Origin of the sequence: Chryseobacterium defluvii (genome assembly GCF_003634775.1) — a bacterium.
GTDB lineage: Bacteria > Bacteroidota > Bacteroidia > Flavobacteriales > Weeksellaceae > Chryseobacterium > Chryseobacterium defluvii.
Window position 1 is genome coordinate 475353 of record NZ_RBXB01000003.1, and the last position, 24359, is coordinate 499711.

The 24359-nt window shown below is 36.5% G+C and carries 26 protein-coding genes; 18 read left to right on the plus strand and 8 right to left on the minus strand.

Features of this window, described 5'->3' with window-relative positions; genetic code table 11:
- Positions 1 to 5: 5 nt before the first annotated feature.
- From BCF58_RS14045 to BCF58_RS14080, 8 genes are all read left to right on the plus strand, one after another.
- Positions 6 to 1337, plus strand: a complete 1332-nt coding sequence (locus BCF58_RS14045) for a quinol:cytochrome C oxidoreductase (RefSeq protein WP_121462440.1) — start codon at positions 6 to 8, stop codon at positions 1335 to 1337.
- Between the two features lie 158 nt (positions 1338 to 1495).
- Positions 1496 to 2509: a hypothetical protein gene (locus BCF58_RS14050; protein WP_121462441.1), complete on the plus strand. Its 1014-nt coding sequence runs from the start codon at positions 1496 to 1498 to the stop codon at positions 2507 to 2509.
- 35 nt (positions 2510 to 2544) lie between these two features.
- Entirely contained in the window at positions 2545 to 3426 is an 882-nt protein-coding gene (locus BCF58_RS14055; protein WP_121462442.1) for a GLPGLI family protein, read from the plus strand.
- A gap of 50 nt (positions 3427 to 3476) precedes the next feature.
- Entirely contained in the window at positions 3477 to 4661 is a 1185-nt protein-coding gene (locus BCF58_RS14060; protein ID WP_121462443.1) for a hypothetical protein, read from the plus strand.
- Positions 4662 to 5198: an adenine phosphoribosyltransferase gene (locus BCF58_RS14065; RefSeq protein WP_121462444.1), complete on the plus strand. Its 537-nt coding sequence runs from the start codon at positions 4662 to 4664 to the stop codon at positions 5196 to 5198. It abuts the gene before it with no gap.
- Positions 5199 to 5389: 191 nt separating this feature from the next.
- On the plus strand, positions 5390 to 6097 hold the full coding sequence (locus BCF58_RS14070; protein ID WP_121462445.1) for a YfgM family protein: 708 nt from the start codon (positions 5390 to 5392) through the stop codon (positions 6095 to 6097).
- A 3-nt stretch (positions 6098 to 6100) separates the two neighbouring features.
- Complete coding sequence (gene ribH / locus BCF58_RS14075; RefSeq protein ID WP_121462446.1) at positions 6101 to 6619, plus strand: 6,7-dimethyl-8-ribityllumazine synthase; 519 nt, start codon at positions 6101 to 6103, stop codon at positions 6617 to 6619.
- A gap of 172 nt (positions 6620 to 6791) precedes the next feature.
- Positions 6792 to 8870: an LTA synthase family protein gene (locus BCF58_RS14080; protein ID WP_121462447.1), complete on the plus strand. Its 2079-nt coding sequence runs from the start codon at positions 6792 to 6794 to the stop codon at positions 8868 to 8870.
- Here the strand turns inward: BCF58_RS14080 and BCF58_RS14085 are convergent.
- Genes BCF58_RS14085 through BCF58_RS14095 form a run of 3 tightly spaced genes read right to left on the minus strand, consistent with a single transcriptional unit; the run spans position 8860 to position 10657 of the window.
- Positions 8860 to 9990: a glutathionylspermidine synthase family protein gene (locus tag BCF58_RS14085; RefSeq protein ID WP_121462448.1), complete on the minus strand. Its 1131-nt coding sequence runs from the start codon at positions 9988 to 9990 to the stop codon at positions 8860 to 8862. The two genes, BCF58_RS14080 and BCF58_RS14085, sit on opposite strands and share 11 nt — an antisense overlap.
- A gap of 5 nt (positions 9991 to 9995) precedes the next feature.
- Complete coding sequence (locus BCF58_RS14090; RefSeq protein ID WP_121462449.1) at positions 9996 to 10328, minus strand: hypothetical protein; 333 nt, start codon at positions 10326 to 10328, stop codon at positions 9996 to 9998.
- 2 nt (positions 10329 to 10330) lie between these two features.
- Positions 10331 to 10657, minus strand: coding sequence for a hypothetical protein (locus tag BCF58_RS14095; protein ID WP_121462450.1), 327 nt, complete (start codon positions 10655 to 10657; stop codon positions 10331 to 10333).
- 78 nt (positions 10658 to 10735) lie between these two features.
- On the opposite strand from BCF58_RS14095, the gene ypfJ reads away from it, so the two are divergent.
- Entirely contained in the window at positions 10736 to 11590 is an 855-nt protein-coding gene (gene ypfJ, locus BCF58_RS14100; protein WP_121462451.1) for a KPN_02809 family neutral zinc metallopeptidase, read from the plus strand.
- 59 nt (positions 11591 to 11649) lie between these two features.
- On the opposite strand, the gene BCF58_RS14105 is transcribed toward ypfJ, so the two are convergent.
- A complete protein-coding gene (locus BCF58_RS14105) occupies positions 11650 to 12501 on the minus strand; it encodes a GLPGLI family protein (protein ID WP_121462452.1) in 852 nt (283 codons plus the stop codon).
- Between the two features lie 146 nt (positions 12502 to 12647).
- Here BCF58_RS14105 and BCF58_RS14110 point away from each other — a divergent pair, with 146 nt between their 5' ends.
- The 5 genes from BCF58_RS14110 to sufD all read left to right on the plus strand — a co-directional run bounded on the left by BCF58_RS14110 (position 12648) and on the right by sufD (position 17146).
- Complete coding sequence (locus BCF58_RS14110; RefSeq protein WP_121462453.1) at positions 12648 to 12977, plus strand: HesB/IscA family protein; 330 nt, start codon at positions 12648 to 12650, stop codon at positions 12975 to 12977.
- 47 nt (positions 12978 to 13024) lie between these two features.
- On the plus strand, positions 13025 to 14473 hold the full coding sequence (gene sufB, locus BCF58_RS14115; protein ID WP_121462454.1) for a Fe-S cluster assembly protein SufB: 1449 nt from the start codon (positions 13025 to 13027) through the stop codon (positions 14471 to 14473).
- A 7-nt stretch (positions 14474 to 14480) separates the two neighbouring features.
- Positions 14481 to 14987, plus strand: coding sequence for a GNAT family N-acetyltransferase (locus BCF58_RS14120; RefSeq protein ID WP_121462455.1), 507 nt, complete (start codon positions 14481 to 14483; stop codon positions 14985 to 14987).
- A gap of 19 nt (positions 14988 to 15006) precedes the next feature.
- Positions 15007 to 15750, plus strand: a complete 744-nt coding sequence (sufC, locus tag BCF58_RS14125) for a Fe-S cluster assembly ATPase SufC (RefSeq protein WP_121462456.1) — start codon at positions 15007 to 15009, stop codon at positions 15748 to 15750.
- Positions 15751 to 15841: 91 nt separating this feature from the next.
- Complete coding sequence (sufD, locus tag BCF58_RS14130; protein WP_185144853.1) at positions 15842 to 17146, plus strand: Fe-S cluster assembly protein SufD; 1305 nt, start codon at positions 15842 to 15844, stop codon at positions 17144 to 17146.
- A gap of 70 nt (positions 17147 to 17216) precedes the next feature.
- Here sufD and BCF58_RS14135 read toward each other — a convergent pair whose 3' ends face one another.
- A complete protein-coding gene (locus BCF58_RS14135; protein WP_121462457.1) occupies positions 17217 to 18140 on the minus strand; it encodes a DUF3078 domain-containing protein in 924 nt (307 codons plus the stop codon).
- Between the two features lie 234 nt (positions 18141 to 18374).
- On the opposite strand from BCF58_RS14135, the gene BCF58_RS14140 reads away from it, so the two are divergent.
- From BCF58_RS14140 to BCF58_RS14155, 4 genes are all read left to right on the plus strand, one after another.
- Positions 18375 to 19142 (plus strand): rhomboid family intramembrane serine protease, encoded by a 768-nt coding sequence (locus BCF58_RS14140; RefSeq protein ID WP_121462458.1) that lies wholly within the window; start codon positions 18375 to 18377, stop codon positions 19140 to 19142.
- A gap of 34 nt (positions 19143 to 19176) precedes the next feature.
- Positions 19177 to 20286: a DNA-processing protein DprA gene (gene dprA / locus BCF58_RS14145; RefSeq protein WP_121462459.1), complete on the plus strand. Its 1110-nt coding sequence runs from the start codon at positions 19177 to 19179 to the stop codon at positions 20284 to 20286.
- Positions 20287 to 20476: 190 nt separating this feature from the next.
- Positions 20477 to 21835, plus strand: coding sequence for an NADP-specific glutamate dehydrogenase (gene gdhA / locus BCF58_RS14150; protein WP_121462460.1), 1359 nt, complete (start codon positions 20477 to 20479; stop codon positions 21833 to 21835).
- Positions 21836 to 21961: 126 nt separating this feature from the next.
- Positions 21962 to 22333 carry an iron chaperone gene (locus BCF58_RS14155; RefSeq protein WP_121462461.1) on the plus strand — a complete coding sequence of 124 codons (372 nt, stop codon included), beginning with the start codon at positions 21962 to 21964 and terminating at the stop codon, positions 22331 to 22333.
- Positions 22334 to 22369: 36 nt separating this feature from the next.
- Here BCF58_RS14155 and BCF58_RS14160 read toward each other — a convergent pair whose 3' ends face one another.
- The 3 genes from BCF58_RS14160 to BCF58_RS14170 form a co-directional block, all read right to left on the minus strand.
- Complete coding sequence (locus BCF58_RS14160; protein WP_121462462.1) at positions 22370 to 22708, minus strand: hypothetical protein; 339 nt, start codon at positions 22706 to 22708, stop codon at positions 22370 to 22372.
- A gap of 118 nt (positions 22709 to 22826) precedes the next feature.
- The gene (locus BCF58_RS14165) at positions 22827 to 23315 is read right to left on the minus strand and encodes a YkgJ family cysteine cluster protein (RefSeq protein ID WP_121462463.1); all 489 of its coding nucleotides are present in this window, start codon (positions 23313 to 23315) and stop codon (positions 22827 to 22829) included.
- Complete coding sequence (locus BCF58_RS14170) at positions 23315 to 24289, minus strand: ion channel (RefSeq protein ID WP_121462464.1); 975 nt, start codon at positions 24287 to 24289, stop codon at positions 23315 to 23317. The genes BCF58_RS14165 and BCF58_RS14170 overlap by 1 nt, the downstream gene beginning before the upstream one ends.
- Positions 24290 to 24359 lie beyond the last annotated feature (70 nt).

The window sequence follows — 24359 nt, forward strand, 5'->3', positions numbered from 1 at the left end:
AAGAAATGTATAGTTTTTCACCAAAATTAAAATCAACTTCTATAATACTCCTTGTTGTAGGTTTAGTTTTATTTGCTATTGGTTTCTTTATGAACAAAGGAATCACTACAGAACAAATTGAGCACATGATGGAGGCTGTTCATTCTTCAGGACATAATGCGCCTACTCACTCCAGTGAAATGGTGGGTCCTCAGGATCACTCAGCTCATTTGGAACATGCAACTTTACAAGTTCATAATCAGCCTTTGGCGGCAATACATTTTGTAGCTGTATTTTTCTTTGGAGTTAGCTGCTGCGTATTATTCTTCTATTCTATTCAGCACGCTGCCCATGCAGGTTGGCCAATCATCATTACAAGAGTAATGGAGGCAATAGCTTCTTATATTCCTTATGGAGGTGCTATTCTGATCATCATTATGATTTTAAACATTACTCATAATGGGCACTTATTCCACTGGATGGATCCTGAATTAACAGATCCGAACTCTCCACACTTTGATGTGATCCTATTCGAAAAGAAAACATTCTTAAATATTCCTTTCTACGCATTCAGAACTATTCTTTATGTAGTAGGAGCTTCTTTCTTCGCATGGAAATTAAAAGCGATGTCTAAGAAAGTAGATGAAACAAAATCAAGAGTAGACTATCAGATGCTTTACAGATGGGCTGTTGGATACATTGTATTCTTCGGGTTCTGTTCTGCAGCCTGGGCTTGGGACTGGTTGATGTCTATTGACCCTCACTGGTATTCTACCATGTATATCTGGTATTCCATGGTGAGCTGCCTTTCAAGTGGAATCGCTGTTATTATTCTTTTCAGCGTTTACTTAAAGAAAAACGGATTCTTGCCACAGTTCAATGATAATCACTTACATGATTTAGGAGTATTCCTTTTCGCTACAAGTATGCTTTGGACGTATACATGGTTTGCACAGTTCATGTTGTACTGGTATGCAAACGTTCCGGAAGAGGTAAACTACTTCTTTGGAAGATTCCAGCACTATTCACCAACATACTTACCAATGTTGATCATCAACTTCTTATTACCGCTATTGGTATTAGTAAGCAGCAGCATCAAGAGAAACTACAAAGTAGTAACGACTATGGCTGTAGTAGTTCTTTTAGGACACATTCTTGATTACTTCAATATGGTAATGCCCGGAACAGTAGGTCCATACTGGAAAAATCCTGAAGTATTCATCTTAATCTTAGGAGCTATCCTATTTGTAGCCGGGTTATTTATGTTTACTGTATTAACCGCACTTTCCAAGTTGAAGTTAATTCCAACAGGAAACCCATATTTACATGAATCTGAAATTTATGAATATCCTTTCTAAGGATTTGTAACAAAATAAAATAAGAAAAGACTGATTTTTAAGAAATCAGTCTTTTTTTATGGGTATTCTTTGAGTACAAACTTTTTTCAGGCAACCTTTTTGAAATTTCTGTGTCTTATCATTAGACTTCGGATTGATAACTATTAAAACTTACTATTATGAAAAGAAATTATCTGTTATACATTGTATTCTTACTCATTGCAAACTTTACTAATGCCCAAATCATTACATTCGTTTCTGAAAATACCAACAGGCCCTTACCTAAAGTTTCAGTCTTTGGAAAAGACGGAAGCATTTTAGCTTATTCCGATATCGATGGTAAAATTGATAAGCAGGCCTTAACACCTTCCCAGGAAAAATTCCAGCTGGTCTATGACAACTACCCTATTGCTACCCTTTCCTATTCTGATTTCGATAAAGAGATCATTAAAATAGATGACAAGGTAAAAGAAATTGAAACCGTTGTCATCAAGAACAAGCCCGCAAAAAATATTTTTGTGAAAGGAAACTTTAACACGTATGTTACGGTAAATAATAAACTGAATTGCTATGCCGATGGAGTGGTAACCTATATTTTCGATAATAAAACGAAAAAACTTAAAAGTACCAACGTAGAGCAATACCGGATCTACAGATTGATAGATCCTAAAAATGAAAAAAAGCTAACCGCTACCTGGGATTATGATTCCTCTTTGGAAGTTCCTAAAATAAAAAATGCCGGAAATATCCAGGAATATAAAAACAAAAATGCCACTATCAAGGAATTAAAAGGGAACCAAAAAGATGAGGTTGAAATTTCCGGAGGCTTTCTACAGCAAAAAGAACTTGCTCTTTTTGGCTTCCGATTATTTGACTTTAGGGAAATTGTAAATATTGCTTATGAAAAAAATTCGGACAAGACATTAAAAAGCCTTTTGGAATATAACGGGATTATGCATGTGAAATTAAAACACAAGACCGAAGAGAATTATAATCAAATCATAACATATAATAATTTTTATCCGACAGATCTAAGCTTTAGCGATAAAAATGATATAGAAAAAGTAAAATTCGATACTGATAACAGCAATTACAAAACTAAATACTGGGAAAACCCTGCTTTCCCAAATATGCAGACCATATTCCATTCTTTCTTCAAAAATGATCTGAAAGAAGAACAAAACAAGAATTAATAACAAGCTGCTTTTGATTCCCAAAAATCCCGATCATGAAAAAAACATTTCAAATTTTATTCATCTTCCTCTTTGCCGTAATCAATGCACAGAATACGGCAAACCGGTTTTTCTATGAACTGACCTATAAGCCTAATAAAGATTCCGCAAAGTTGGAAAAAGAAATGATGGCATTGGATATTGATCAAAACAAATCCGTTTATCAATCTTATGAGCTGATTGGTTTGGATTCATTAGCAAATGTCATGGTCACAGAATCTTTAAAAACCGGAAATATGGCCGATGTCAACAGAATCGGTGGAAAGAAACAATCGAAATTCCTTCATCGGATTTTTAAAACTCACCCTGTGCAGGAAATAGTTTATAATGACCAAATATTAATGGACTATTATTCCTATCGCGAAAATCCGAATCTGATCTGGAAAATTTCAGATGAAAAACAGAAAATAGGAGCCTACAATACCCAAAAAGCAACCACAGATTTTGGTGGCAGAAAATGGACAGCATGGTTTACTACAGAAATCCCTTTTCAGGATGGCCCGTACAAATTTTATGGACTTCCCGGATTAATTGTGAAAATTGAAGATGACGGAAAAAATTATTCATGGGAGCTCAAGGGCAACAGAAAAATAGATCATATAAAAGACACTCTATACATGGAAGGCTTCATCAAGCAATCAGGATTATCAAGTTCTAAAGAAATTCCGAAAGAAAAATTCCTTGAGAAATACGAGCAATATAAGAAAGATCCATTAGCAAGTATGAGACAGCTTCTTTCTCAACTTCCGGCAGGTGTTGACCTTCCTGACAATTCTATAACAGAGAAAATGCGTGAAGCAGAGAAAAAAATGAAAGAAGAGCTAGCAAAAAACAATAATAGTATAGAGATACAGGAAAAAATAAATAAAAGAAAATAAAAATACCTACTAGTAAAGGATTTTATTAAATTTGTAGCAAACAGAATAAAATGAAAAAGTTTGCTTTTCTACTTATTTTAAGTTTACTGTTGTTTACAGCATGTAAAAAAGATCATGTGGACGCCACAAATACAAAGACATTACAGTCCAGTATTAATGATATGGCATCCAGCCTTCCGACGATTAAACAGATCAAGTTTAATGAAGCTTTGTACATTCTGAAAACTTTCGGAGTAGAAGCAGATGGTGACATCAATGAATTGAAGGCCCTTGGTCAACTAATCAATGGCAAAAAAGTTCCTGAAATCATGACTATGGCGGATCAGGTCGCTCAAAAAAATGGAATTGAATGGGCAAGTACAGCCCCTCCTTCTCTAGGAGAAATGAATATTTTTGGTGATGAAACCGCCAAAGAAAGTGACCCAAATGATATAAAAGCAAACTCTCTAAGCATTATAACAAGACCTACCGGAGATAATGGAGAAGGGGCAACTGCTATCCAGATTATCCCAATACTGGTAGATAATGCCGGAAATCCTGTTGCATTTACAGGAGCCGGTTTGGAAACTACTTTAGAAGTTTTCAGTAATGGGATAAAACTTTCAACCGCTAAAAATTTAATGCAGGATAACAATTTCAAAGGATTTAATTTAAAATTCTCCTCTATACCTGCTTCAAAAGTTGCTGACAATAAAATTGATGTTACTGTAACGGTAAAAACAACAGCTAAGACATTCAAAATGTCAAAAATCGGACTGGACGTAAATCCTTCGGCTTTGAAGGTGCCCGCTCCACCAAAAGTAGACTCTACTGCCATAACACAGGATCCTGCGGTTATTGATCCTAATAATCCGAATGCAAATCCGGCTAATCCAACAGACCCGAATGCGACCCCTACTACTCCAAAGCAGCCAACTGCAGATCCTAAAGCTACAGTAAATAAGTTTTTAAGTAATGTAAGTTCTCAAAACCTTAAAGCTGCTTTTGATGCTTCAAGCAATCCAAGTTGGGGAAGTTATGAATCGTTCTCCAATCCTACCTCAGGATTTGGGTCCATCAAAAGTGTAAGTGTAAAAAACATTACCACCAATGCATCCAATCCTAATAATGCAAGTGTGAATGCTACTTACGACGTTACGGATAAAAACGGAAGAGTAACTTCTCTGAAAGCAACTTTCGGGCTTAAGAATGTAAATGGAGACTGGAAAATTTCCAGCTATAAAATCAATCCATAGATGGCTTCACAGGAACTGATCAGAAAATTAGAAGAAACAATAGAAAATATCCCCGATTTTCCCATCCCGGGAATTCAGTTTAAAGACATATCTCCTATATTTCTGAACCCAAAACTATATGAAGGGGTTATTGAAGACCTTGTCGCTTTCAGTAAAGGAAAAGTAGATGCTGTTTGCGGAATAGAAAGCCGCGGTTATTTATTTGGAATTGCCATTGCGGTTGCATTAGAGGTTCCTTTTATTTTAATCAGGAAAAAAGGAAAACTTCCGCCACCTGTTATTTCAGAAAAATATGAACTGGAATATGGAAGTGCAGAGATAGAAACCCGTGAAGGACAGATTCAAAAAGGGCAGCGTATTCTTATTCATGACGATTTACTGGCAACCGGAGGAACTACAGAAGCCGCTGCAAAATTAATAGAAAAACAAGGCGCAAAAGTTTCCCAATTCAGTTTTTTAATCGGCTTAAAAGGATTGAACGGAGATGAAAAATTGAAAAAATTCAATGCCGAAATTTATCATATTTTAGAATATTAAAGATTTTTAACCCTTATAGAATAAATGCTTTGAGAACTCATTTTCAAAGCATTTTTATTTAATAACTTGAAAATTCCCATAATTATCAGGAATATTATCAATTATCACTCATCATTTATCAATTATCTACGCAAAGTATTTTGTAAATCATTCAGAAACAATTAAATTTGCATTTCAATTTTTAACAATTTATGGCAAAACTTACAAAGAATGCTCAGAACGAGCAAGAAGGTAAAGAAACAGTGGCGTTTTTTAAAGATCTTGATAAAGAGGCTTTAAATACCGAAAGATTCCTCGAAAGATATTCAAAACCATTGAGTATCATCTTTGGTGTATTGATAGTGGGAGTGCTAGGTTTTTTCGCCTACAAGCAATTTATTGTTGCTCCTAAGAATGCTGAAGCAGTAAAAAGCTTCCTTGCCGCACAAAAAAATCTTACCCAAGGAAAGGATAAAGAAGCTTTAGGAGGAAATTCCGCAGCCAACCCTGGTTTCAAAGGAACGTACAACGAATATTCTTCTACTCAGATTGGTAAACTTTCTGCATATAATGCAGGCTTATTAAAGTTCAAAGAAGGTAAATTCCAGGAAGCGTATGATCTTTTGGATAAATTTTCATCTGATAACAAAGCTTTGATGGCCATGAAATATGGCGCAATGGCAGATGCAAAATCAGGTCTTAATAAGAACGATGAAGCTCTTGCTCTTCTTGACAAAGCAGCATCTGCTTCTGATGATCCTTATACTACCTATTACTTTACAAGAAAGGCGGGTATTTTAGCTCTGGGGTTGAAGAAAAATGCAGAGGCTAAAAAATATTTTGCAACTATTGATGAAAAGTATCAGGATTACGATAACGGAATGTCTGATTCTTATATTGAAATGACTAAATATTATTAAAATATGGCAACAGTTAATCTTTCAGATTACAAGCCACTTCATATAACCAATGCCGAAGATTTTTCTATCGGCATTGTTTTTTCTGAGTGGAATGATTTCGTAACCTACAATCTTCGCGATGCTGCTTTGGAAATTCTTGAAAAAGAAGGTGTAAAAGCTGAAAATATTAAACTTTTTCCGGTTCCGGGAGCATTTGAGCTGAATTATGCAAGCATGCAGCTTTGCAAGGAGCGAAAATATGATGCGGTAATCGCGATCGGGTGTGTTATCCGTGGAGAGACCCCACATTTCGATTATGTATGTTCGGCAGTAGCACAGGGAATTAAAGACTGTAATATCTTAACGGATACCCCAACCATCTTCTGCGTTCTTACGGATGATACCAAAGAACAATCTATCGCCAGAAGCGGTGGAGATTTAGGCAATAAAGGAGTGGAAGCGGCCGTAACAGCTTTAAGAATGATCGATTTTAAAAAGAAGCTATCCGATAAAAAAGGAAATATAGGCTTCGGAAACGCATAAAACCTATCTTAAAATAATAACAAAAGAGACCACTTCAGTGGTCTCTTTTGTTATTTCATTACTATGAACTGGAAATAATGCAGATTATATAACAATAGTATGTTTTTACTTTTTTTTATTGAAAAAACCTGTACAAAAACTATCTTTGCGAAATTAATATACAGTTAACATAATGTATTTACAAAAAATAAAACCCTTTTTATACTTAGGAGGCTTTTACCTTCTTCTCTCTTTAATCATAAGAGTTATATTTTTCTTTCATCCCATTACTACAGCCAGCTTTGGGGTTTTTGAAATTCTGAAGGTTTTACTTCTTGGAATGGTGAACGATGTGTTTGTATTCATTGCGGCAAGTTCATTTTTGGTACTGTATTTTTTATTCCTGTCCAATTCAAAATACAAAAATCCTTACGGCCATATTATTTTAGGGATTCTGGTTCTTCTTTTTTTATACATTCTTTTAGTCCCTAACAATATTTTCAGACAGTATGGAGGTCCTGTAACTAAAATCGCCTTAACTTTTGTAGGAATAAAAGCTTTCTTTTTCGGGTTGATGCTCTTTTTACCTACAAAAAGAATCAAGATCCGTAATGTTCTTTACTGTATTATCATTTCCCTGTATGTATTGGCGATTGTTTTTAATGCCGTAAGCGAATATTTTTTCTATAATGAATTTGGTGTACGCTATAATTTTATTGCTGTAGATTACCTGATCTACACCAATGAAGTGATTGGAAATATTATGGAAAGCTATCCCGTAGCTCCGCTTTTTATAGCCATTTTCATAGTGACCGCAGGTGTCACATGGTTCATTTACAAGAAAACAAAAGATGAGCTTTTAACATTACCCAATCTAAAACAAAAGTTCGGTTTATTAAGCATGTATATAGTGTCTGTAGGGATTGGTCTTGTTATTCTTCCTGCAACCGAACAAATAAAATCTTCCAATGTTTTTGCCAACGAAATCCAAGCCAATGGAATTCCAAAATTCTATTGGGCTTTTACTCATAATGAACTTGATTACTTCCAGTTTTATTCCCAGATCGATCAAAAACAGGCAGAAAAGAACTTTTTAAGTCAATATCCACAACATAGTCTTACAAGAAATATTATCTCTGAACAGCCGGAACTTAAAAAGAATGTGGTTCTAATTTCCATTGAAAGCTTATCTGCCGATTTTATGGAGCATTATGGAAATACCCAAAAAGTAACCCCTTTCCTGGATAGTCTGGCTAATCAATCTTTAATGTTTACTAATCTGTATGCTACAGGAAACAGAACCGTACGTGGTTTGGAAGCATTAACGCTTTGTATTCCGCCGACTGCCGGAGAAAGTATCATTAAAAGAGATGACAATAAAAATAAGTTTACCACCGGAAGCGTCTTCAGGTCCAAAGGATATGATGTAAAGTTCTTATATGGTGGCTACAGCTATTTCGATAATATGGAAGATTTCTTTGTTGGAAACGGATATGATATTGTGGACAGAAGCAGCTTTAAGCCTGAAGAAATCACTTTTGCCAACGTTTGGGGAGTTGCAGATGAAGATATGGCTAAAAAAGCGATACAGGTAATGAATAAAGAAGCCAAATCCGGAAAACCGTTTTTCAATCATTGGATGACCGTTTCAAACCACAGGCCATTTACTTATCCGGACGGAAGGATTGATATTCCCGGGAATGCAAAATCCCGAGACGGAGGGGTAAAATACACCGACTACTCTATCAGGAAATTCTTTGAAATGGCCAAAAAACAAGACTGGTATAAAAACACTGTGTTTGTAATCATTGCAGACCATTGTGCATCAAGTGCAGGAAAAACCGAGCTTCCGATGGATAAATACAGAATTCCTGCGATGATATTCTCAGAAGGCTTTATCCAACCTCAGAAATTTGATCAACTGATGTCTCAGATCGATGTAATGCCTACTCTTTTCGGAATGCTGAATTTTAATTACAAATCTAAGTTCTTAGGGCAGGATGTATTTAAGCCGGAATTTCAGCCTAAAGCCTATATTGCCACTTATCAGGATTTGGGATTGATAAAAGATAATCACTTAACAATCATTTCCCCCGTTAAAAAAGCTAAACAATATGCATTACTCCCGGAAAAGAATACCCTCTCTCCGGAATTTAATATCCATTACGATGAAAAATTATTGAAAACACCTGAGCAAAAGCTGGTGAATGATGCTATTTCCGCCTATCAGTCAACGTCCTATTGGTTAAAGACCAAACAGCTTAACCGGTAATAAGATGAGGGATAAAGCGGCTTTGGTTATTCGTGATCAGATGGACACTTTCTCTGATCCCGATTCCCGCAGGCTCCTGCCCGATCACCCAGCTTCCGATAACCGGATGATTTCCATCAAAATCAGGAAGATCAAATAATTGCTGATAAATAAAACCTTCTTTACCATAATCTCCTGAGTTTTGCTCAATCGGAAGATTGTTTTTATGCAAGGTTACATTCGCTCCCTCTCTTGAATAGATTGGTTTTTTAGCAAAATCTTTCAGATGTCTCGGCTCAAAATAAGATTCCAACAGATAAGGATGATTCGGGTACATTTCCCAAAGAATCGGTAAAATAGCTTTAGAGGAGAGAAGAATTTTCCAGGCAGGCTCAATCCATTGGGATCTGAAGTCATTCTTCACCAATTTTTCCCCAAAACCATCCTCCAGAATCCATTCATACGGATATAATTTAAAAATGTATTCCATAATAGATCGGTCCCCGGCAATAAACTCTTCAATATCTTCTGCCCAACCGATGTCCTGGATTGGAATGAATTCTGTTTCAAACCCAGCCTGAGAGGCACAATCTCTTATATATTCCACATTGGTAACATCTTCAATATTTGTCAGAGACGCAAAATAGATGTAATGCGGATTCATATAATTTTTAAGATACTTCCAGTAATCGATCAGCTTTTCATGGATAGAATTGAATTGATCTTTATTGGGAAATAATTCCTGAAGCCAGTACCATTGGATAACAGAAGCCTCATAAAGCGATGTAGGGGTGTCAGCATTAAACTCTAGCAATTTCAGATTTTCACCATCAAAACCCAAATCAAACCGCCCATAAATAGAAGGATGGTCTTCTTCCCAGCTTGTGATGATATACTTTCTGAATGACTCCGGAATATTGAATTGATGCCAGAGATTTTTAGCAATAACATAGTCAACAGCTTCCAGGCACATCTGCCATAATTCAGAAGTTGCCTTCTCTATTTTGTTGATTTCCTGTAAAGAAAATTCATAATGATGGCTCTCGTCCCAGTATAACCCTTCCAAAGAATGATAGCCAAGCCCTAAAGCTTCCAGTTTATGTTCCCAATCCTTACGGATCATTGATGGTAATCTTTTCATAATTCTTATGATGAAGCTCTAAAACCACTTCTTCCCAATCCCCCTCTTGATATGCTTCCTTTATATGTATTCCTCCCCAAATTAGATTTAGCACTTATGGCATCACTATAATATCCGGCTTTCTGATATGCTCCGTTATTATAAAACCCATAAGGCCTGAATGCATGATACAGCAAAAATCCGGAAACAAAACCATGAGATCTTGTGTAAGAAGCAGTGGTATCTGATCTCATGTACACCTTTTTTTCATTATTCCATTCACCTTTTGGCTTTTCCTGAGAACAAGCAGCCAATACTCCGGTAACAAAAAGTAATTGTATAGAACTAGACTTTTTCATGATTATTGAACCGTTATATAAAATTCATAGTCCTTTTTGACACTGGTAGTATGTTCATAGCCATCTTTATCCCCTACTTCCATGATGGAATCCTTCAGGCCCGGGATAGTATCTCTTTTTACAATTTCTCTTACAAGCCTGTTATCTTTCCACACTTTATGCTTGGTAATTAGAACATCTGCGGTGTCTATATGCTGTACCGAAAGCTCGGTTTCAATGGAAGCCTTTTTATCTACACTGCTTACTTCATCCTCTTTACTTTCTTTTTCATTACAAGCGGTTAAGGTAATTGTACCCAGTACCAAAAAATAATACTTAATTTTTCTCACTTTTTAATCGTAAATTTTAACAAAAGTAATTATAATAATGATTTTAATTTTAAATTTACAGACAAAAATTATTTTACTATGAAATGGACAGACGACAGAAGCGGTAATGTGGAAGACAGACGAGGACTGGGTGGCGGAGGCGCCATTGTAGGAGGCGGATTGGGAACGTTAATTATCGCCGCAATTATATTTTTCTTAGGTGGAGATCCTTCATCCATTCTTTCTTCGGGAGGAGGAAGCAGTTCTGCTCAAACAGAACAGAGGGAATTAAATGCGAATGAACTTAAAGTTCGGGAATTCGTACAAATGATCACCGCTGAGAACGAGCAAACATGGACTAAAATTTTTGCAGAGAACGGTATGAAGTATCAACCGGCAAGAGTTGTCTTATTTGAGAACACGACACAATCCGGATGCGGAACCGCACAATCTGCTATGGGACCGTTTTATTGTCCTGCAGATCAAACCGTTTATATGGACATGAGCTTTTTCAAAGAGCTCCAGCAAAGATTTGGCGCTCAGGTTACAGAATTTTCCATTGCCTATGTAATGGCTCACGAAATGGGACACCATGTGCAGACTCTTTTGGGAACGACTCAAAAAGTGGACGCCTTAAGAAGAAGCGGAAGATATCCCGAGTCTGAACTGAACAGGGTTTCTGTAGCTACTGAATTACAGGCAGATTTTTATGCCGGACTTTGGGCAAGGCAAACCGATAACAGGGAAAAATTCTTAGAACCCGGAGACATCGAAGCTGCTATAGAAGCTGCCCAGGCGGTAGGTGATGATAATATCCAAAGAAAATCACAGGGATATGTAGATCAGGAGAGCTTTACGCATGGGTCTTCTGCTCAGCGTAAAGAGTGGTTCATGAAAGGATATAATACCGGAGATATCAGACAAGGCGATACATTCAATCAGCTTTTGAGATAAAATTTGATTAAATAAATAAAAATTAAAACCCTGAAAAAATTTTCAGGGTTTATTTATTATTATGGCAATTCTATAGGGTTGCTGTTTTTCTTTATTTCTTCTTTGATTCTTTCCTCCATTCTTTTCCTCATTTCGGCAGGGTTCTGATTTCCACCGCCACCACGGTTTCCGCCACCACCAATTCTCATCGATCCTGCCGGTCCGCCACCACCCTGGGTCATAAAAGACATAGGATCTTCTATGAATTTCTGCTGCTGCTTCACAAAATCAGATCTTTTTACTTTAACGGTATTTCCAAATTGACTCAGTGTGGGAAATTCTGCAATTTTATAATTTTTCATGAGATCAAAAGAATAATCCCCTTTATCATCTTCCACTTTTACAATCAATCCCGGAAGTCCCCCGAATTTATATGGCCCATCCTGATACGGTAAATCGGTAGTAAACCAGGCCGTCCATTTTCTTCCTGCAAAATCCGCTTCTGCCTTCTGCACTTTATACTCCCCTATTTTTGTGGTCTCAGAAGAAACTTTCCAGTTCAATGGTCTGTCTTCTTCATAGCTGTAAATATCCCTCCCTATTCTGTCTTTAAAAAAGATTTTTTGATTGGTCTTATCTTTTTCCACCGAGTAATTGATATTGGATCTCAGGCTTTCCATTTGCTCCCTGTTGATACTTCCTCTTCCGCCGCCGCCCTGAAATGCCTTTTGCATGATAGAATCTCTTTTGATCCTGTTTTCAGAATAAAAAATTGATTTTTCCGGGGAAATATCCAAATATGCATTTTCTGTTGTCACGTTTTTTGGATCAGAAGCGTCTGATTTCATGGTTACCTGATACACAAATCTATTCGTCTGTGCAAAAATATTCTGTATAAACAGCACTAAAGCGATGATTCCGATTTTCTTCATTGTACGGTTAATTTATTATTTGGATTTCAAAAGATTACCAAAGTTAAAGCCATCAATAATAAAAATCGATAAAATAAAAATGCGGATTTGAATTTCCTAATTATTGTTCGTATTTTTGCATTATTAAATCATTCTAAATAAATACAATGATAAAAGTATCAGATTACGCAAAGGAAAAAGCCATCCAACTTATGACGGAAGATGGTTTTAACCCTGCTGAAGATTATATAAGGGTAGGAGTAAAAAGCGGAGGATGCTCTGGTTTAGAATATGTTTTGAAGTTTGACAATCAAAAAATGGATACAGACCAGGTTTTTGAAGACAATGGAATCAAAATTATTGTAGATAAAAAATCAATTCTCTACTTAGCGGGGACGACTCTGGAATATTCCGGAGGCTTGAATGGAAAAGGATTTGTTTTTAACAATCCTAATGCAGCCAGAACATGTGGTTGCGGAGAGTCATTTAGTTTGTAATACTAAAGATTAAAAGACATTAATTGTCTGAAATCTAATAAAATATAATGAGTAAATATACAGAAGACGATTTACGCGTCGATTTAGAAAATAAAAAATATGAATTCGGTTGGGAAACCAAAATTGATTATGAAGATTTCCCGATTGGTTTAAATGAAGATATCATCCGTGCAATCTCTGCTAAAAAAGAGGAGCCGGAATGGATGACAGAATGGCGTTTGGAATCTTTCAGGATCTGGTTGAAAATGGAAGAGCCCAGCTGGGCTAATATTAAATATGAAAAACCTGATTTTCAGGCGATCCGTTATTATGCAGCGCCAAAAGTAAAACCGGAATTGGCAAGTTTAGATGAGGTGGATCCGGAATTATTAAAGACTTTCGAAAAATTAGGGATCAATATTGAAGAGCAGAAAAGACTTTCAGGAGTTGCTGTTGATATTGTGATGGACTCAGTTTCTGTGAAAACAACATTCCAGGATACATTGGCAGAAAAAGGAATTATTTTCTGTTCCATTTCAGAGGCCATCAAAAACCACCCTGATTTAGTTAAAAAATATCTTGGAAAAGTAGTTCCGAGAGCAGATAACTTTTATTCAGCATTAAATTCCGCAGTTTTCTCTGACGGAAGTTTCTGCTATATTCCAAAAGGTGTAAGATGCCCGATGGAGCTTTCCACCTATTTCCGTATCAATCAGGCAGGAACAGGACAGTTTGAAAGAACGCTTGTTATCGCCGATGAAGGAAGTTATGTTTCTTATCTTGAAGGATGTACAGCACCGTCCAGAGACGAAAACCAGCTTCACGCTGCTGTGGTAGAGCTTATTGCAATGGATAATGCGGAAATTAAATATTCAACGGTTCAGAACTGGTATCCTGGTAATGAGCAAGGAAAAGGAGGAGTTTTCAACTTTGTAACGAAAAGAGGGCTTTGTGAGAAAAATGCAAAAATCTCCTGGACTCAGGTGGAAACAGGTTCTGCCGTAACATGGAAATATCCTTCTTGTATCCTGAAAGGGGATGGTTCAATCGGAGAATTCTACTCTATCGCCGTTACCAACAACTATCAGTATGCGGATACAGGAACCAAAATGATCCATATCGGGAAGAATACGAGATCAACGATCATTTCAAAAGGAATCTCTGCAGGGAAATCCAACAACTCATACAGAGGATTGGTAAAAGTAATGCCTTCAGCAAAAGGAGCCAGAAATTTCTCCCAGTGTGATTCTTTGTTGATGGGTAATGAATGTGGAGCTCACACTTTTCCATATATTGAAATTAAAGATCCAACCGCACAGCTGGAGCACGAAGCTACGACTTCAAAAATTGGAGAAGACCAGATTTTCTACTGCAACCAGAGAGGAATTGATACCGAAAGAGCTATCGCCCTGATTGTAAACGGCTTCAGCAAAGAAGTTTTAAATAAGCTTCCTATGGAGTTTGCTATTGAAGCTCAGAAATTATTAGAAATTTCATTAGAAGGATCTGTTGGATAAGAACAAGATGATAGCTACGGAAAGATTAATTTTAAGAAAGCCTGCCAAAGAAGATTTTGAAAGATTTTTTGAAATTAATAACGATCCCAAAACCAATATGCATAACCCAAGCGGACCCATGGGTTTCGAAAAAGCGGAAAGCACATTTGCCAGAATGCTTGATCATTGGGAAAAGCATAATTTCGGCGGTTGGACTATTGTTGAAAAAGATAACCCTGAAAACATCATCGGTTTTGGCGGACTGAGCTATAAATTGTACGGAGAGGAAGAAAAATTGAATCTGGGCTATCGTTTTGCTCCTGAAGCATGGGGAAAAGGGTATGCCACAGAATTTTCAAAGAAAACTATAGCTTTCGGGTTGAATGACCTCAACAAAGAAGAGATATTCGGAGTTGTACGTCCAGATAATGTAACATCTGTGAAAGTATTGGAAAAGTCAGGAATGAGCCTGGCTGGAAAGCTTGATGATGTCCCAGGTCAACCGGAAAGTTTAATATATATCATTCAAAAATAATTGGTTTAAGCAAAAAAAAATGTTAGAAATAAAAAACCTACACGCCAAAATTGAAGATGGCGCAGAAATTTTAAAAGGAATCAATCTTGAAATAAAACCGGGAGAAGTTCATGCCATTATGGGACCGAACGGAGCGGGTAAGTCTACTCTTTCTTCTGTAATTGCAGGTAAAGAAGATTACGAAATTACAGATGGAGAGATTATTTTCGAAGGAGAGAACATTAATGAAGATGCTCCTGAAGACCGTGCTCATAAAGGAATCTTCCTTTCTTTTCAATATCCGGTAGAAATTCCTGGTGTTTCTGTCACTAACTTTATCAAAGCTGCTTTAAATGAGACCAGAAAGGCAAACGGATTAGAAGAAATGCCGGCTAAAGAAATGTTGGGTATGATCCGTGAAAAATCTGAACAATTAGGAATCAAAAAAGATTTCCTTTCCAGATCTTTAAATGAAGGGTTTTCCGGTGGTGAGAAGAAGAGAAACGAAATCTTCCAGATGATGATGCTTAATCCTAAATTAGCCATCCTTGATGAAACAGATTCAGGGTTGGATATTGATGCCTTGAGAATTGTTGCAGATGGTGTAAATCATTTTAAAAATGAAGGGAATGCAGTTCTTTTGATTACTCACTATCAAAGATTGCTGAACTATATTCAACCTGATTTCGTTCACGTTTTAGCAGACGGAAAGATCATCAAAACTGGTGACAAATCGCTTGCTTTAGAATTGGAAGCAAAAGGATACGACTGGCTTCTGAATTAATCGGAAGAACCAGAAAAAACGGGAAACCGTACCCATAGAAATAATATTATTTTAAATATATAAATAAGGTGTGATGGCCGAAATATCAATAATGGCTTTATACGAACAAATTACAGACAACCATAGCCAATTTCTGGAGAGCCTTCGTCACAGATTCCTGGACGAAGACAGAAAAGCTGCCCTTCAAAAATTTGAAACTCTTGGTTTTCCAACAAAAAAAGACGAAGAATATAAATATACCAATCTAAAGGAGATTACTGAAAAAGGATATAACTTTTTCCCAAAAGAAAGTCATAATATTACTAAAGAGCAGCTGGATCAGCTTCATTTTGGTGAGGAAAATTTCGATTGGATTACTTTTGTAAATGGTAAACTTCATAAGGAATTATCAAAAATTTCTATAGAAAATGTGGAATTTCTTTCATTCAACTACGCACTGAATGACGAAAAACACAAGGAAGTTTTTGATAAGTATTTCAATACGATTGCTCAGGATTCTGCTTTCACGAACTTAAACCTTGCTTACTGCAAATACGGTTTCTTTTTGAAGGTTCCTAAGAATGTCGTGATTGAAAGACCGATCCATGTATTCTATCTTTCACAAAATCAGGAAGAAAATACTTTCTACAATACAAGAAATCTTCTGATCGTAGAAGAGGGAGCTAAAGTAGAAGTTATTGAAAGTCATCATAATTTTGATGACACTTATGTTCTTACGAATTCCGTAACGGAGATTTTTACATATCCGAATGCAAAAGCAGACTGGCATAAGCTTCAGAATGATAACGATACTTCTTACCTTATTGACAATACTTTTGCAAAGCAGGAAAAAGACAGTTTAACCACTGTAAATACTTTCTCTTTCGGAGGTAAATTGGTAAGAAATAACCTAGATTTCATTCATAATGGCTCGAATATCAATTCATTTATGAATGGTATTACAATCATTGGTAAAGATCAGCTGGTAGATCACCATACTGCGGTTCACCATAATCAGCCTAACTGTGAAAGCTACCAGAATTATAAAGGGATTTTCAAAGATAAAGCTCACGGAGTATTCAACGGAAAGGTTTTCGTAGATAAAATTGCTCAAAAAACGAATGCTTATCAGCAGAACAATAATGTTTTATTAAGCGAAGGAGCTACTATTGACACCAAGCCTCAGTTAGAGATTTTCGCGGATGATGTTAAGTGTTCTCACGGTTGTACGGTAGGTCAATTGAATGAAGATGCTTTATTCTATTTAAGAGCAAGAGGCATTTCTAAAAATGAAGCGCAGGCTTTACTTTTATATGCATTTGCCAATGATGCCATGCAGAATATTGACATTGAACCTTTAAAAGAAAAAATATCTAAATTATTGGCTGAAAAGCTTGAAGTAGATATCGAGTTTTAAGAAATAAATAATTGGTAAATAAAAAAGCACTTCTGTATTGAAGTGCTTTTTGTATTATCATCAATCATGACTATTTTTTCAGCCATGCCTGATTATCTTTTTTATCAGAGCGCTTTACCCCATTATCTATATTATATGCTAAACCCACTCCTAACGTTTGCTTCAACTGAGTTTTCTTGATCTGGTTGTGATCATATAAAAGATCTAACGTAACATTGGAAGATATATACTTATTGATTTTCATATTCAGAACGGCGCCGTAAGCAAGTACTAATCTTTCCGGATGATCAAGATAATTGGAAAATACCGAACCTGTATTCAATAAAGTAATATTCTCCATAATCTGCAATTTATAGATCGCTGTTCCAAGGAATCCAAATTGGAATAATGATGAATCTCCGTCATTTTTTAAACCATAAGTTTCGGCATGCTGTAAATCCTTATCCAATACAAATGTCCATCTCGCATTGGCAGGACGCAATGTCATAGTGAAATTGTCATTAGGACGATAGGTTACGCCTGCGCCAACATTAACATATCCCGGAGCCATAAAATTGGACAGTTTAGCTGCTTCAGGATTATTCCCGTCTTCATATCCCGGTGCAAACTGAGTCTGCAAACTTGCTCCCATTGAATAATACCAGCTTTTGGCAAACTCTCGCCCATAATTGGTAGAAAGATTGATCACATCCTGGGTTTTTCTGGTTCCTACTCCTTTTGTGTTATTTTGTCCGTAACCAAGGACAATGATATTTTCCCAAAGGTCTTTCCCTTTTTCATACGTAAGATTATAATTAACTCCGGCAAGCCATCCTACGTTGTTGGCTCCACCTCCTACCCAGTTGGAAAAGGCTGCTTGATTAAGCATTAAAGTATTTTGTCCCTGGACAGACCATGCTTTTGTAGTATCAACAACAGCAGCATCCGCTTTCGTTTCCTGTGCAGTGACACCCATTCCTAATGAGATAGAAACGATGAATAAAAGTTTTTTCATAACTAAAGATTTTCTGTGCAAAAATAAAAATATAATTTTTCCTGACATACAATTCACTATGGAATGAATACTTCAACAACGGAAATACTTTAAAAAAACGCCAATAAAGTAAATTAAATGACAAAATATTTTATCCTGAACTTAAAAATTGCTTAAAATCAGTACTTTTTGTCTCAAAACATCGCCAAATTTTCCGAAATTTATCATTGGCTTTTCATTTGACATGAATATTGTATGCTGAAAAATGTAATATCGAAAAGAGCTGTTATCAATCCATTGCTGATGCTTTCTGCAATGTGGTTCGGCTACTTTTTACAAATGCAGGGCTTTTTCGATAGTTGTTTCGGAGCCATTATTCCTTTATTGCCGGAAGGCTTATTAGGCGTAATCACATCTCCCCTTCTTCATGGAAATACAGACCATATCATAAGCAATTCGATCCCCATTGCCGTATTAATGTTTCTTTTATATCAATTCTATCCGTTGGTGGCCAATAAGGTTTTCATTATAGGGTGGCTGGCGACAGGTCTCCTGGTCTGGCTTTTACCTCCCATCGATATTCTGACAGGTGAATATCTGTATACCTGCACAATCGGGGCGAGTGGTGTTGTATATGTCCTGGCATTTTTCCTTTTTTTCAGTGGCGTTTTCAAATGGAATATGAAGCTTCTTACCATTTCCTTACTTGTCGTATTATACTATGGAAGTTTGATCTGGGGGATGTTTCCCGAGGAGTTGTTCTATACTCTTAGCGAACCCAGTAAAATCTCATGGCAAGCCCATCTTTCCGGAGCCGTTATTGGGAGTATTATAGCTTTTGTCTTTAAAAATGTAGGGGAAAGAAAGAAAAAATATATCTGGGAATTCCCTAATTACTATAGTGAAAAGGATGATAAGCTTTGGCAGGAATATAAAGAAAACCATCCTGAAGATTTCATGGAGCTTCCCTACAAAAAAAGAGAGGAAATTTGGGATCATTTAGAAGAGCTTAGAAAAAGGTAGGGGTAATTTTACTACTTTTGACAAAACAACACAAATGATCACGGAAGAACATCTCTATGCAATCGCTTTACGCGAGTGTAATTTAATTGGTGACATCCATTTCTTTAAACTTGTCAAAACGTTCGGAAGTACCAAAGAAGTTTGGGAAAAAGCAAAAAAAGAATATAGTAAAGCGGAAGGCATTGGGCGAAAAATCGTCTCCGATATCGGCAATCCGGAGCATCTGAAATTTGCAGAAAAAGAGCTGGAGTTTTGTGAAAAGAATCATATTCAGATTAATTTAAGGCATCTCAACGAACTTCCAAATCTATTGAATGAATGTGATGATGCTCCTGCGATTCTATATCAAAAAGGGCATTTTACCAAGTCTTCAAAGACGATAAGTATGGTAGGGACAAGAAATATAACCCCGTACGGTAAACAATTTATCACAGGTTTTTTCGAGGAATCTCAGGCTTATGAATATACTTCCGTAAGCGGACTGGCGTTAGGTGTGGACAAAGAAGTTCATGAGCATTCCATTCATTATCGTATCCCTACAATTGCCGTTTTAGCTCATGGTTTTCATACTTTATATCCGTCAAAACATAAAAAATTATCCGAAAAAATACTGGAAGAAGGAGGAACTTTACTTACAGAGTTCAATACATCACGGAAACCTGACAGAGAAAATTTTATCCAAAGAAACCGCATTATAGCAGGAATTTCACCCGCCACTATTGTAGTGGAAACAGGATTTGGCGGCGGCTCCATAAGTACCGCTACCTTTGCCAACAATTACAACCGGGAGGTTTTCGCCCTTCCCGGAAAAATTACAGATCCTTACAGCCAGGGATGCAATAAGCTGATTTTCCAAAACAAAGCCATAGCCATTTCAACCATAAAAGAGTTGATTGATTCGCTTGGATTTAATCAACCCAGGCAGAAAATGGAAGAACTGTTTCCTGTCTTTGAAGCCTCCATACAATTGACTGAAATCCAACAAATAATCCATAAGGCAATCATGGATAATCCGAAAATTTCTTTAGATGATTTATCCGAAAAATTGGACCTCGTTTCTCATAAAATTTTACCTGTAATTTTAGAATTAGAGCTTTTAGGGAAAGTGAAATCGCTTTCCGGGAGGCAATTTATGGCAATTTAAAATTTAACTATTTCTTAATATTGCATTATTTCACAGATAACATTTAATTTTTAACAACATTTAAACCTAAATTATCAATTTAATAATATTAAGTAATTATATTATTAAATTTTCAACAATCACTTTTTAAGGTGTTGTGAATCTTGAAAAAAAAATTAAATTTGTTGGCAATAATATTCAACCTTAATATATGGAACAATATAATATTGAGCAGAAAATTCAGGAGTTTATTGCAAAAATTGAAGCAAAAAATCCTAACGAACCGGAATTTTTACAAGCTGTAAAAGAAGTTGCTGTCACTGTAATTCCGTTCATTGCTACTAAAAAAGAATATAACGGAATGAAGCTTCTTGAAAGAATGGCTGAAGCTGAAAGAATTATTATATTCAGAGTTCCATGGGTTGATGACAAAGGAGAAATCCAGGTAAACAGAGGTTTCAGAATTCAAATGAACTCTGCGATCGGACCATATAAAGGAGGGATCCGTTTCCATCCTACGGTGAATTTATCCGTTCTTAAATTCTTAGCTTTCGAGCAGGTATTTAAAAACTCTTTGACTACTCTTCCAATGGGTGGTGGTAAAGGAGGTTCTGACTTTGACCCGCAAGGCAAGTCTGATATGGAAGTAATGCGTTTCTGCCAGGCTTTCATGACAGAATTATGCAAGCATATCGGTCCTGAAACGGACGTTCCTGCGGGAGACATCGGTGTAGGAGCAAGAGAGATCGGATATTTATTCGGACAATACAAGAAAATCAGAAATGAATTTACCGGAGTTCTTACAGGAAAAGGTCTTGCTTACGGAGGTTCATTGATCCGTCCTGAAGCTACAGGATATGGTGTTGTTTATTTCGCTGAGCAGATGCTTAAAACGATTGATCAAGATTTTAAAGGTAAAACAGTAACTGTTTCAGGTTTCGGAAACGTAGCTTGGGGAGTGATCAAAAAAGTATCTGAATTAGGCGGAAAAGTAGTAACCATTTCCGGACCTGACGGGTACGTATATGATAAAGACGGTATCGACGGAGAAAAGATCGATTATTTATTAGAGCTTAGATCTTCAGGAAACAACAGAGCTGAAGATTATGCTAAAAAATATCCTTCTGCAGAATTCCATGCAGGAAAACGTCCTTGGGAAGTGAAGTGTGATGTTGCCATCCCTTCTGCAACTCAAAACGAGCTGGATCTTGAAGATGCTAAAAAATTGGTTGAAAACGGATGCGTTTGTGTAACTGAAGCGGCAAACATGCCTTCAACATTAGATGCTATCAACTATTTCTTAGACAGCAAAGTATTATTCTCTCCTGGTAAAGCATCTAACGCTGGTGGTGTTGCTACATCAGGATTGGAAATGACTCAGAACTCAATCCGTCTGAACTGGACTTCTGAAGAGGTAGATGCAAGATTGAAAGAAATCATGATCGGAATCCACAAAGCTTGTAGAGACTACGGAAAAGAAGAAAACGGCTATGTAAACTACGTAAAAGGCGCCAACATTGCCGGATTCGTGAAAGTTGCGGAAGCCATGTTAGCTCAGGGAGTCGTGTAAAACATACAAAGGTTGGGAAAATTCCCGACCTTTTTTCTTATAGCCTGTTCCCGGGAAAATGGGAAAAAAGTAAAAAGTGAAAGGAGAAAGCATTGAGATCATCAATGCTTTTTTTATTTTTATGATATGGAAACCTCTTTTAAAAACATCAATGAATATCTTCTTTTATTTCCGGAAGAAGTTCAGGAAAAGCTGGAAGCATTACGGGAAACAATTCATTCTCAAAATTCCGGCATTGAAGAGTATATAGGCTATCAGATGCCTGCTTTCAAATATAAAGGCAAACCTTTGGTCTATTTTGCCGGATACAAAAAGCATATAGGACTTTATCCCGGAGCAGACGGAATTAAAAATTTTGAAAAAGATTTTACCACATTGAAGTATAAATTTTCAAAAGGAGCCGTCCAGTTTCCAATCCATGAAGAGCTTCCTGTAGGATTGATTAAAAAGATAGTCAATTTCAGAATAGAGGAAATCAATAAAAAAATCCTGAAATAAATATTTCAGGACCCTCATTTCTACTTGAAAATTCTACTACTTCGACTTTTTCTTTTTAGATTTCTTTTCTTCTTTAGTAGCCTCTGAAGGTTTGGTGGCTCCAAGACTTGTATCTGTACTTGCACTCACTGTTGCATCAGTAGCAGCGGCTGTTGCAGCTGAAGCATCTACTGTTGCGGTTGCAGTTGTATTTTGATTCTGGGCAGCAGTATTGGCATTGGTATTTGAAGTGTTCCAATCTGTCTTTGCCTCTGTAGTTTGAGTCGTCTGGTTGTTAGTGTTTTCCGCAGGTTTTTGCGGTGATGTTGTTTGTTGAGCCGATACAGCGACTACTCCGACTAATGAGAACGCTGCTGTTAAAATTAACTTTTTCATAACTAATAATTTAAATGGTTGTTTAATATTTCTTAAACGAGCCTCTTTTTATTAAATTATGTCTAAGTTGTTTATTTAACGTACTTTATAATTCTTTAAGACGATTTAGGATTATCCTTTATTTTCCTAAATTTTTCATAATTCTTTCCACGAATTCGTATGCAGCAGGACAAATCACCGTGTTTTTGATCATCAAATTATTGATCTGGTAAATTTTCTTGCGGTCCGTATGAGGATATTCCCTGCAGGCTTTTGGCCTTACTTCATATATGGAGCATGTATTATCATCATTCAGGAAAAAGCAAGGCAGATTCTGCAGCACTTTATCGTTATCTTCATCCACTCTTAAAAATTTGGACTCAAATTCGGCCGGTTTCATACGAAGATGCCTGGAGATCCTTTCAATATCTTTTTCGGTGTATAAAGGTCCTGTTGTTTTGCAGCAGTTAGCACATTGCAGGCAATCTATTCTTTCAAAAACTTCTTCATGGGTTTCCTGAACGACATAATCCAGGTTTTTGGGTGGTTTTTTCTTTAATCCATCCAAAAATTTCTTATGTTCCTTCTGCTTTTGTAAAGCTTGTTTCCTGTAAAATTCCAAATCCATTATAGTTGTACTTCTTCTGCAACCGGAAGCTCTGCTTTTTGATATTCATTGATTTTATCCAGATTCAAGACCGTTGTAAGATTATCTTTGCTTGGATAATACATGGGGGTAAACTTGGCTCCATAAACAATTTCATTCGAGGTATAAGATGTTCTTTGAACTACCGTATTGGAGAATACTTCATCAAATGCTCTTAACTGAACAATAATTTCTATATCCGTGGTTTTAAAATCATTTTCCGTAAATCCGTAGAACGGCGAATTTTCATCAATCTTATGCACAATTGTCCAGTTTAACGCCAGTGTATTAATTTTACTCATCTGGGTTTCCAACCGGTAAAAATTACTTTTAGGGACACCATTTTCAATGACCTCAATGGCCGCCGAAACGATAACTTCCGCATCCGTTAATGCATTGTTTTTGTAGGGAGCAAGCCTGAACATTAATGCTGTTGAACCCTGGAAAGGAGCAAGAACCATGTTTTCAGAAAATTTTAAATATGCTCTTGGCCTTGAAAAACGTCCGTAAAACAGACCTGTAGCAATAGCGAAGGTCAATAATCCTAAAAAAGCTTCGAAAGTTGCCACTAAACTAGCCGCAAAACCTACCGGAGCTATTCTTCCGTACCCTACAGTGGTAAACGTCTGAGAACTGAAGAAAAATACGTCTACAAACTCATTTAACGGATCGCTTTTATCAATTCCGGTAAGATGCTCCACCCCAATCAGGTAGTAGATGAAGGCAAATCCAAGATTAATTACTATATATGCAATCACCAGATAAGACAGGAAACGGAATGATGACAGATTCAGCATGGTATGATACCAACTCAACCGGTTGAAAACATTGACGCCACGTCTTTTGACATTCGGGAGACCATCTTTATTTATAAATCTTCCTGAAGGTGCATTACTCCCGAAACCACTGTTTTCTGTATTTTTCTGGCGAATTTTTTGCCTGAATCCTCTTGCCATTTTTATTTAATATTTTTACTTTTTTTCTCGCAGACTATGCAGATAACGCAGATCTTTTTTTCCCATTTTA

Coding starts and splice junctions, on each gene's coding strand:
- BCF58_RS14045 (WP_121462440.1), top strand. CDS start 6: ATGTATAGTTTTTCACCAAAATTAAAATCAACTTCTATAATACTCCTT.
- BCF58_RS14090 (WP_121462449.1), bottom strand. CDS start 10,328: ATGAAAAAGTCTAGTTCTATACAATTACTTTTTGTTACCGGAGTATTG.
- BCF58_RS14060 (WP_121462443.1), top strand. CDS start 3,477: ATGAAAAAGTTTGCTTTTCTACTTATTTTAAGTTTACTGTTGTTTACA.
- BCF58_RS14065 (WP_121462444.1), top strand. CDS start 4,662: ATGGCTTCACAGGAACTGATCAGAAAATTAGAAGAAACAATAGAAAAT.
- gdhA (WP_121462460.1), top strand. CDS start 20,477: ATGGAACAATATAATATTGAGCAGAAAATTCAGGAGTTTATTGCAAAA.
- BCF58_RS14055 (WP_121462442.1), top strand. CDS start 2,545: ATGAAAAAAACATTTCAAATTTTATTCATCTTCCTCTTTGCCGTAATC.
- BCF58_RS14160 (WP_121462462.1), bottom strand. CDS start 22,708: ATGAAAAAGTTAATTTTAACAGCAGCGTTCTCATTAGTCGGAGTAGTC.
- BCF58_RS14070 (WP_121462445.1), top strand. CDS start 5,390: ATGGCAAAACTTACAAAGAATGCTCAGAACGAGCAAGAAGGTAAAGAA.
- BCF58_RS14050 (WP_121462441.1), top strand. CDS start 1,496: ATGAAAAGAAATTATCTGTTATACATTGTATTCTTACTCATTGCAAAC.
- BCF58_RS14105 (WP_121462452.1), bottom strand. CDS start 12,501: ATGAAGAAAATCGGAATCATCGCTTTAGTGCTGTTTATACAGAATATT.
- sufC (WP_121462456.1), top strand. CDS start 15,007: ATGTTAGAAATAAAAAACCTACACGCCAAAATTGAAGATGGCGCAGAA.
- sufD (WP_185144853.1), top strand. CDS start 15,842: ATGGCTTTATACGAACAAATTACAGACAACCATAGCCAATTTCTGGAG.
- BCF58_RS14165 (WP_121462463.1), bottom strand. CDS start 23,315: ATGGATTTGGAATTTTACAGGAAACAAGCTTTACAAAAGCAGAAGGAA.
- ribH (WP_121462446.1), top strand. CDS start 6,101: ATGGCAACAGTTAATCTTTCAGATTACAAGCCACTTCATATAACCAAT.
- ypfJ (WP_121462451.1), top strand. CDS start 10,736: ATGAAATGGACAGACGACAGAAGCGGTAATGTGGAAGACAGACGAGGA.
- BCF58_RS14155 (WP_121462461.1), top strand. CDS start 21,962: ATGGAAACCTCTTTTAAAAACATCAATGAATATCTTCTTTTATTTCCG.
- BCF58_RS14110 (WP_121462453.1), top strand. CDS start 12,648: ATGATAAAAGTATCAGATTACGCAAAGGAAAAAGCCATCCAACTTATG.
- BCF58_RS14140 (WP_121462458.1), top strand. CDS start 18,375: ATGCTGAAAAATGTAATATCGAAAAGAGCTGTTATCAATCCATTGCTG.
- BCF58_RS14170 (WP_121462464.1), bottom strand. CDS start 24,289: ATGGCAAGAGGATTCAGGCAAAAAATTCGCCAGAAAAATACAGAAAAC.
- BCF58_RS14080 (WP_121462447.1), top strand. CDS start 6,792: ATGTATTTACAAAAAATAAAACCCTTTTTATACTTAGGAGGCTTTTAC.
- dprA (WP_121462459.1), top strand. CDS start 19,177: ATGATCACGGAAGAACATCTCTATGCAATCGCTTTACGCGAGTGTAAT.
- BCF58_RS14085 (WP_121462448.1), bottom strand. CDS start 9,990: ATGAAAAGATTACCATCAATGATCCGTAAGGATTGGGAACATAAACTG.
- BCF58_RS14135 (WP_121462457.1), bottom strand. CDS start 18,140: ATGAAAAAACTTTTATTCATCGTTTCTATCTCATTAGGAATGGGTGTC.
- sufB (WP_121462454.1), top strand. CDS start 13,025: ATGAGTAAATATACAGAAGACGATTTACGCGTCGATTTAGAAAATAAA.
- BCF58_RS14120 (WP_121462455.1), top strand. CDS start 14,481: ATGATAGCTACGGAAAGATTAATTTTAAGAAAGCCTGCCAAAGAAGAT.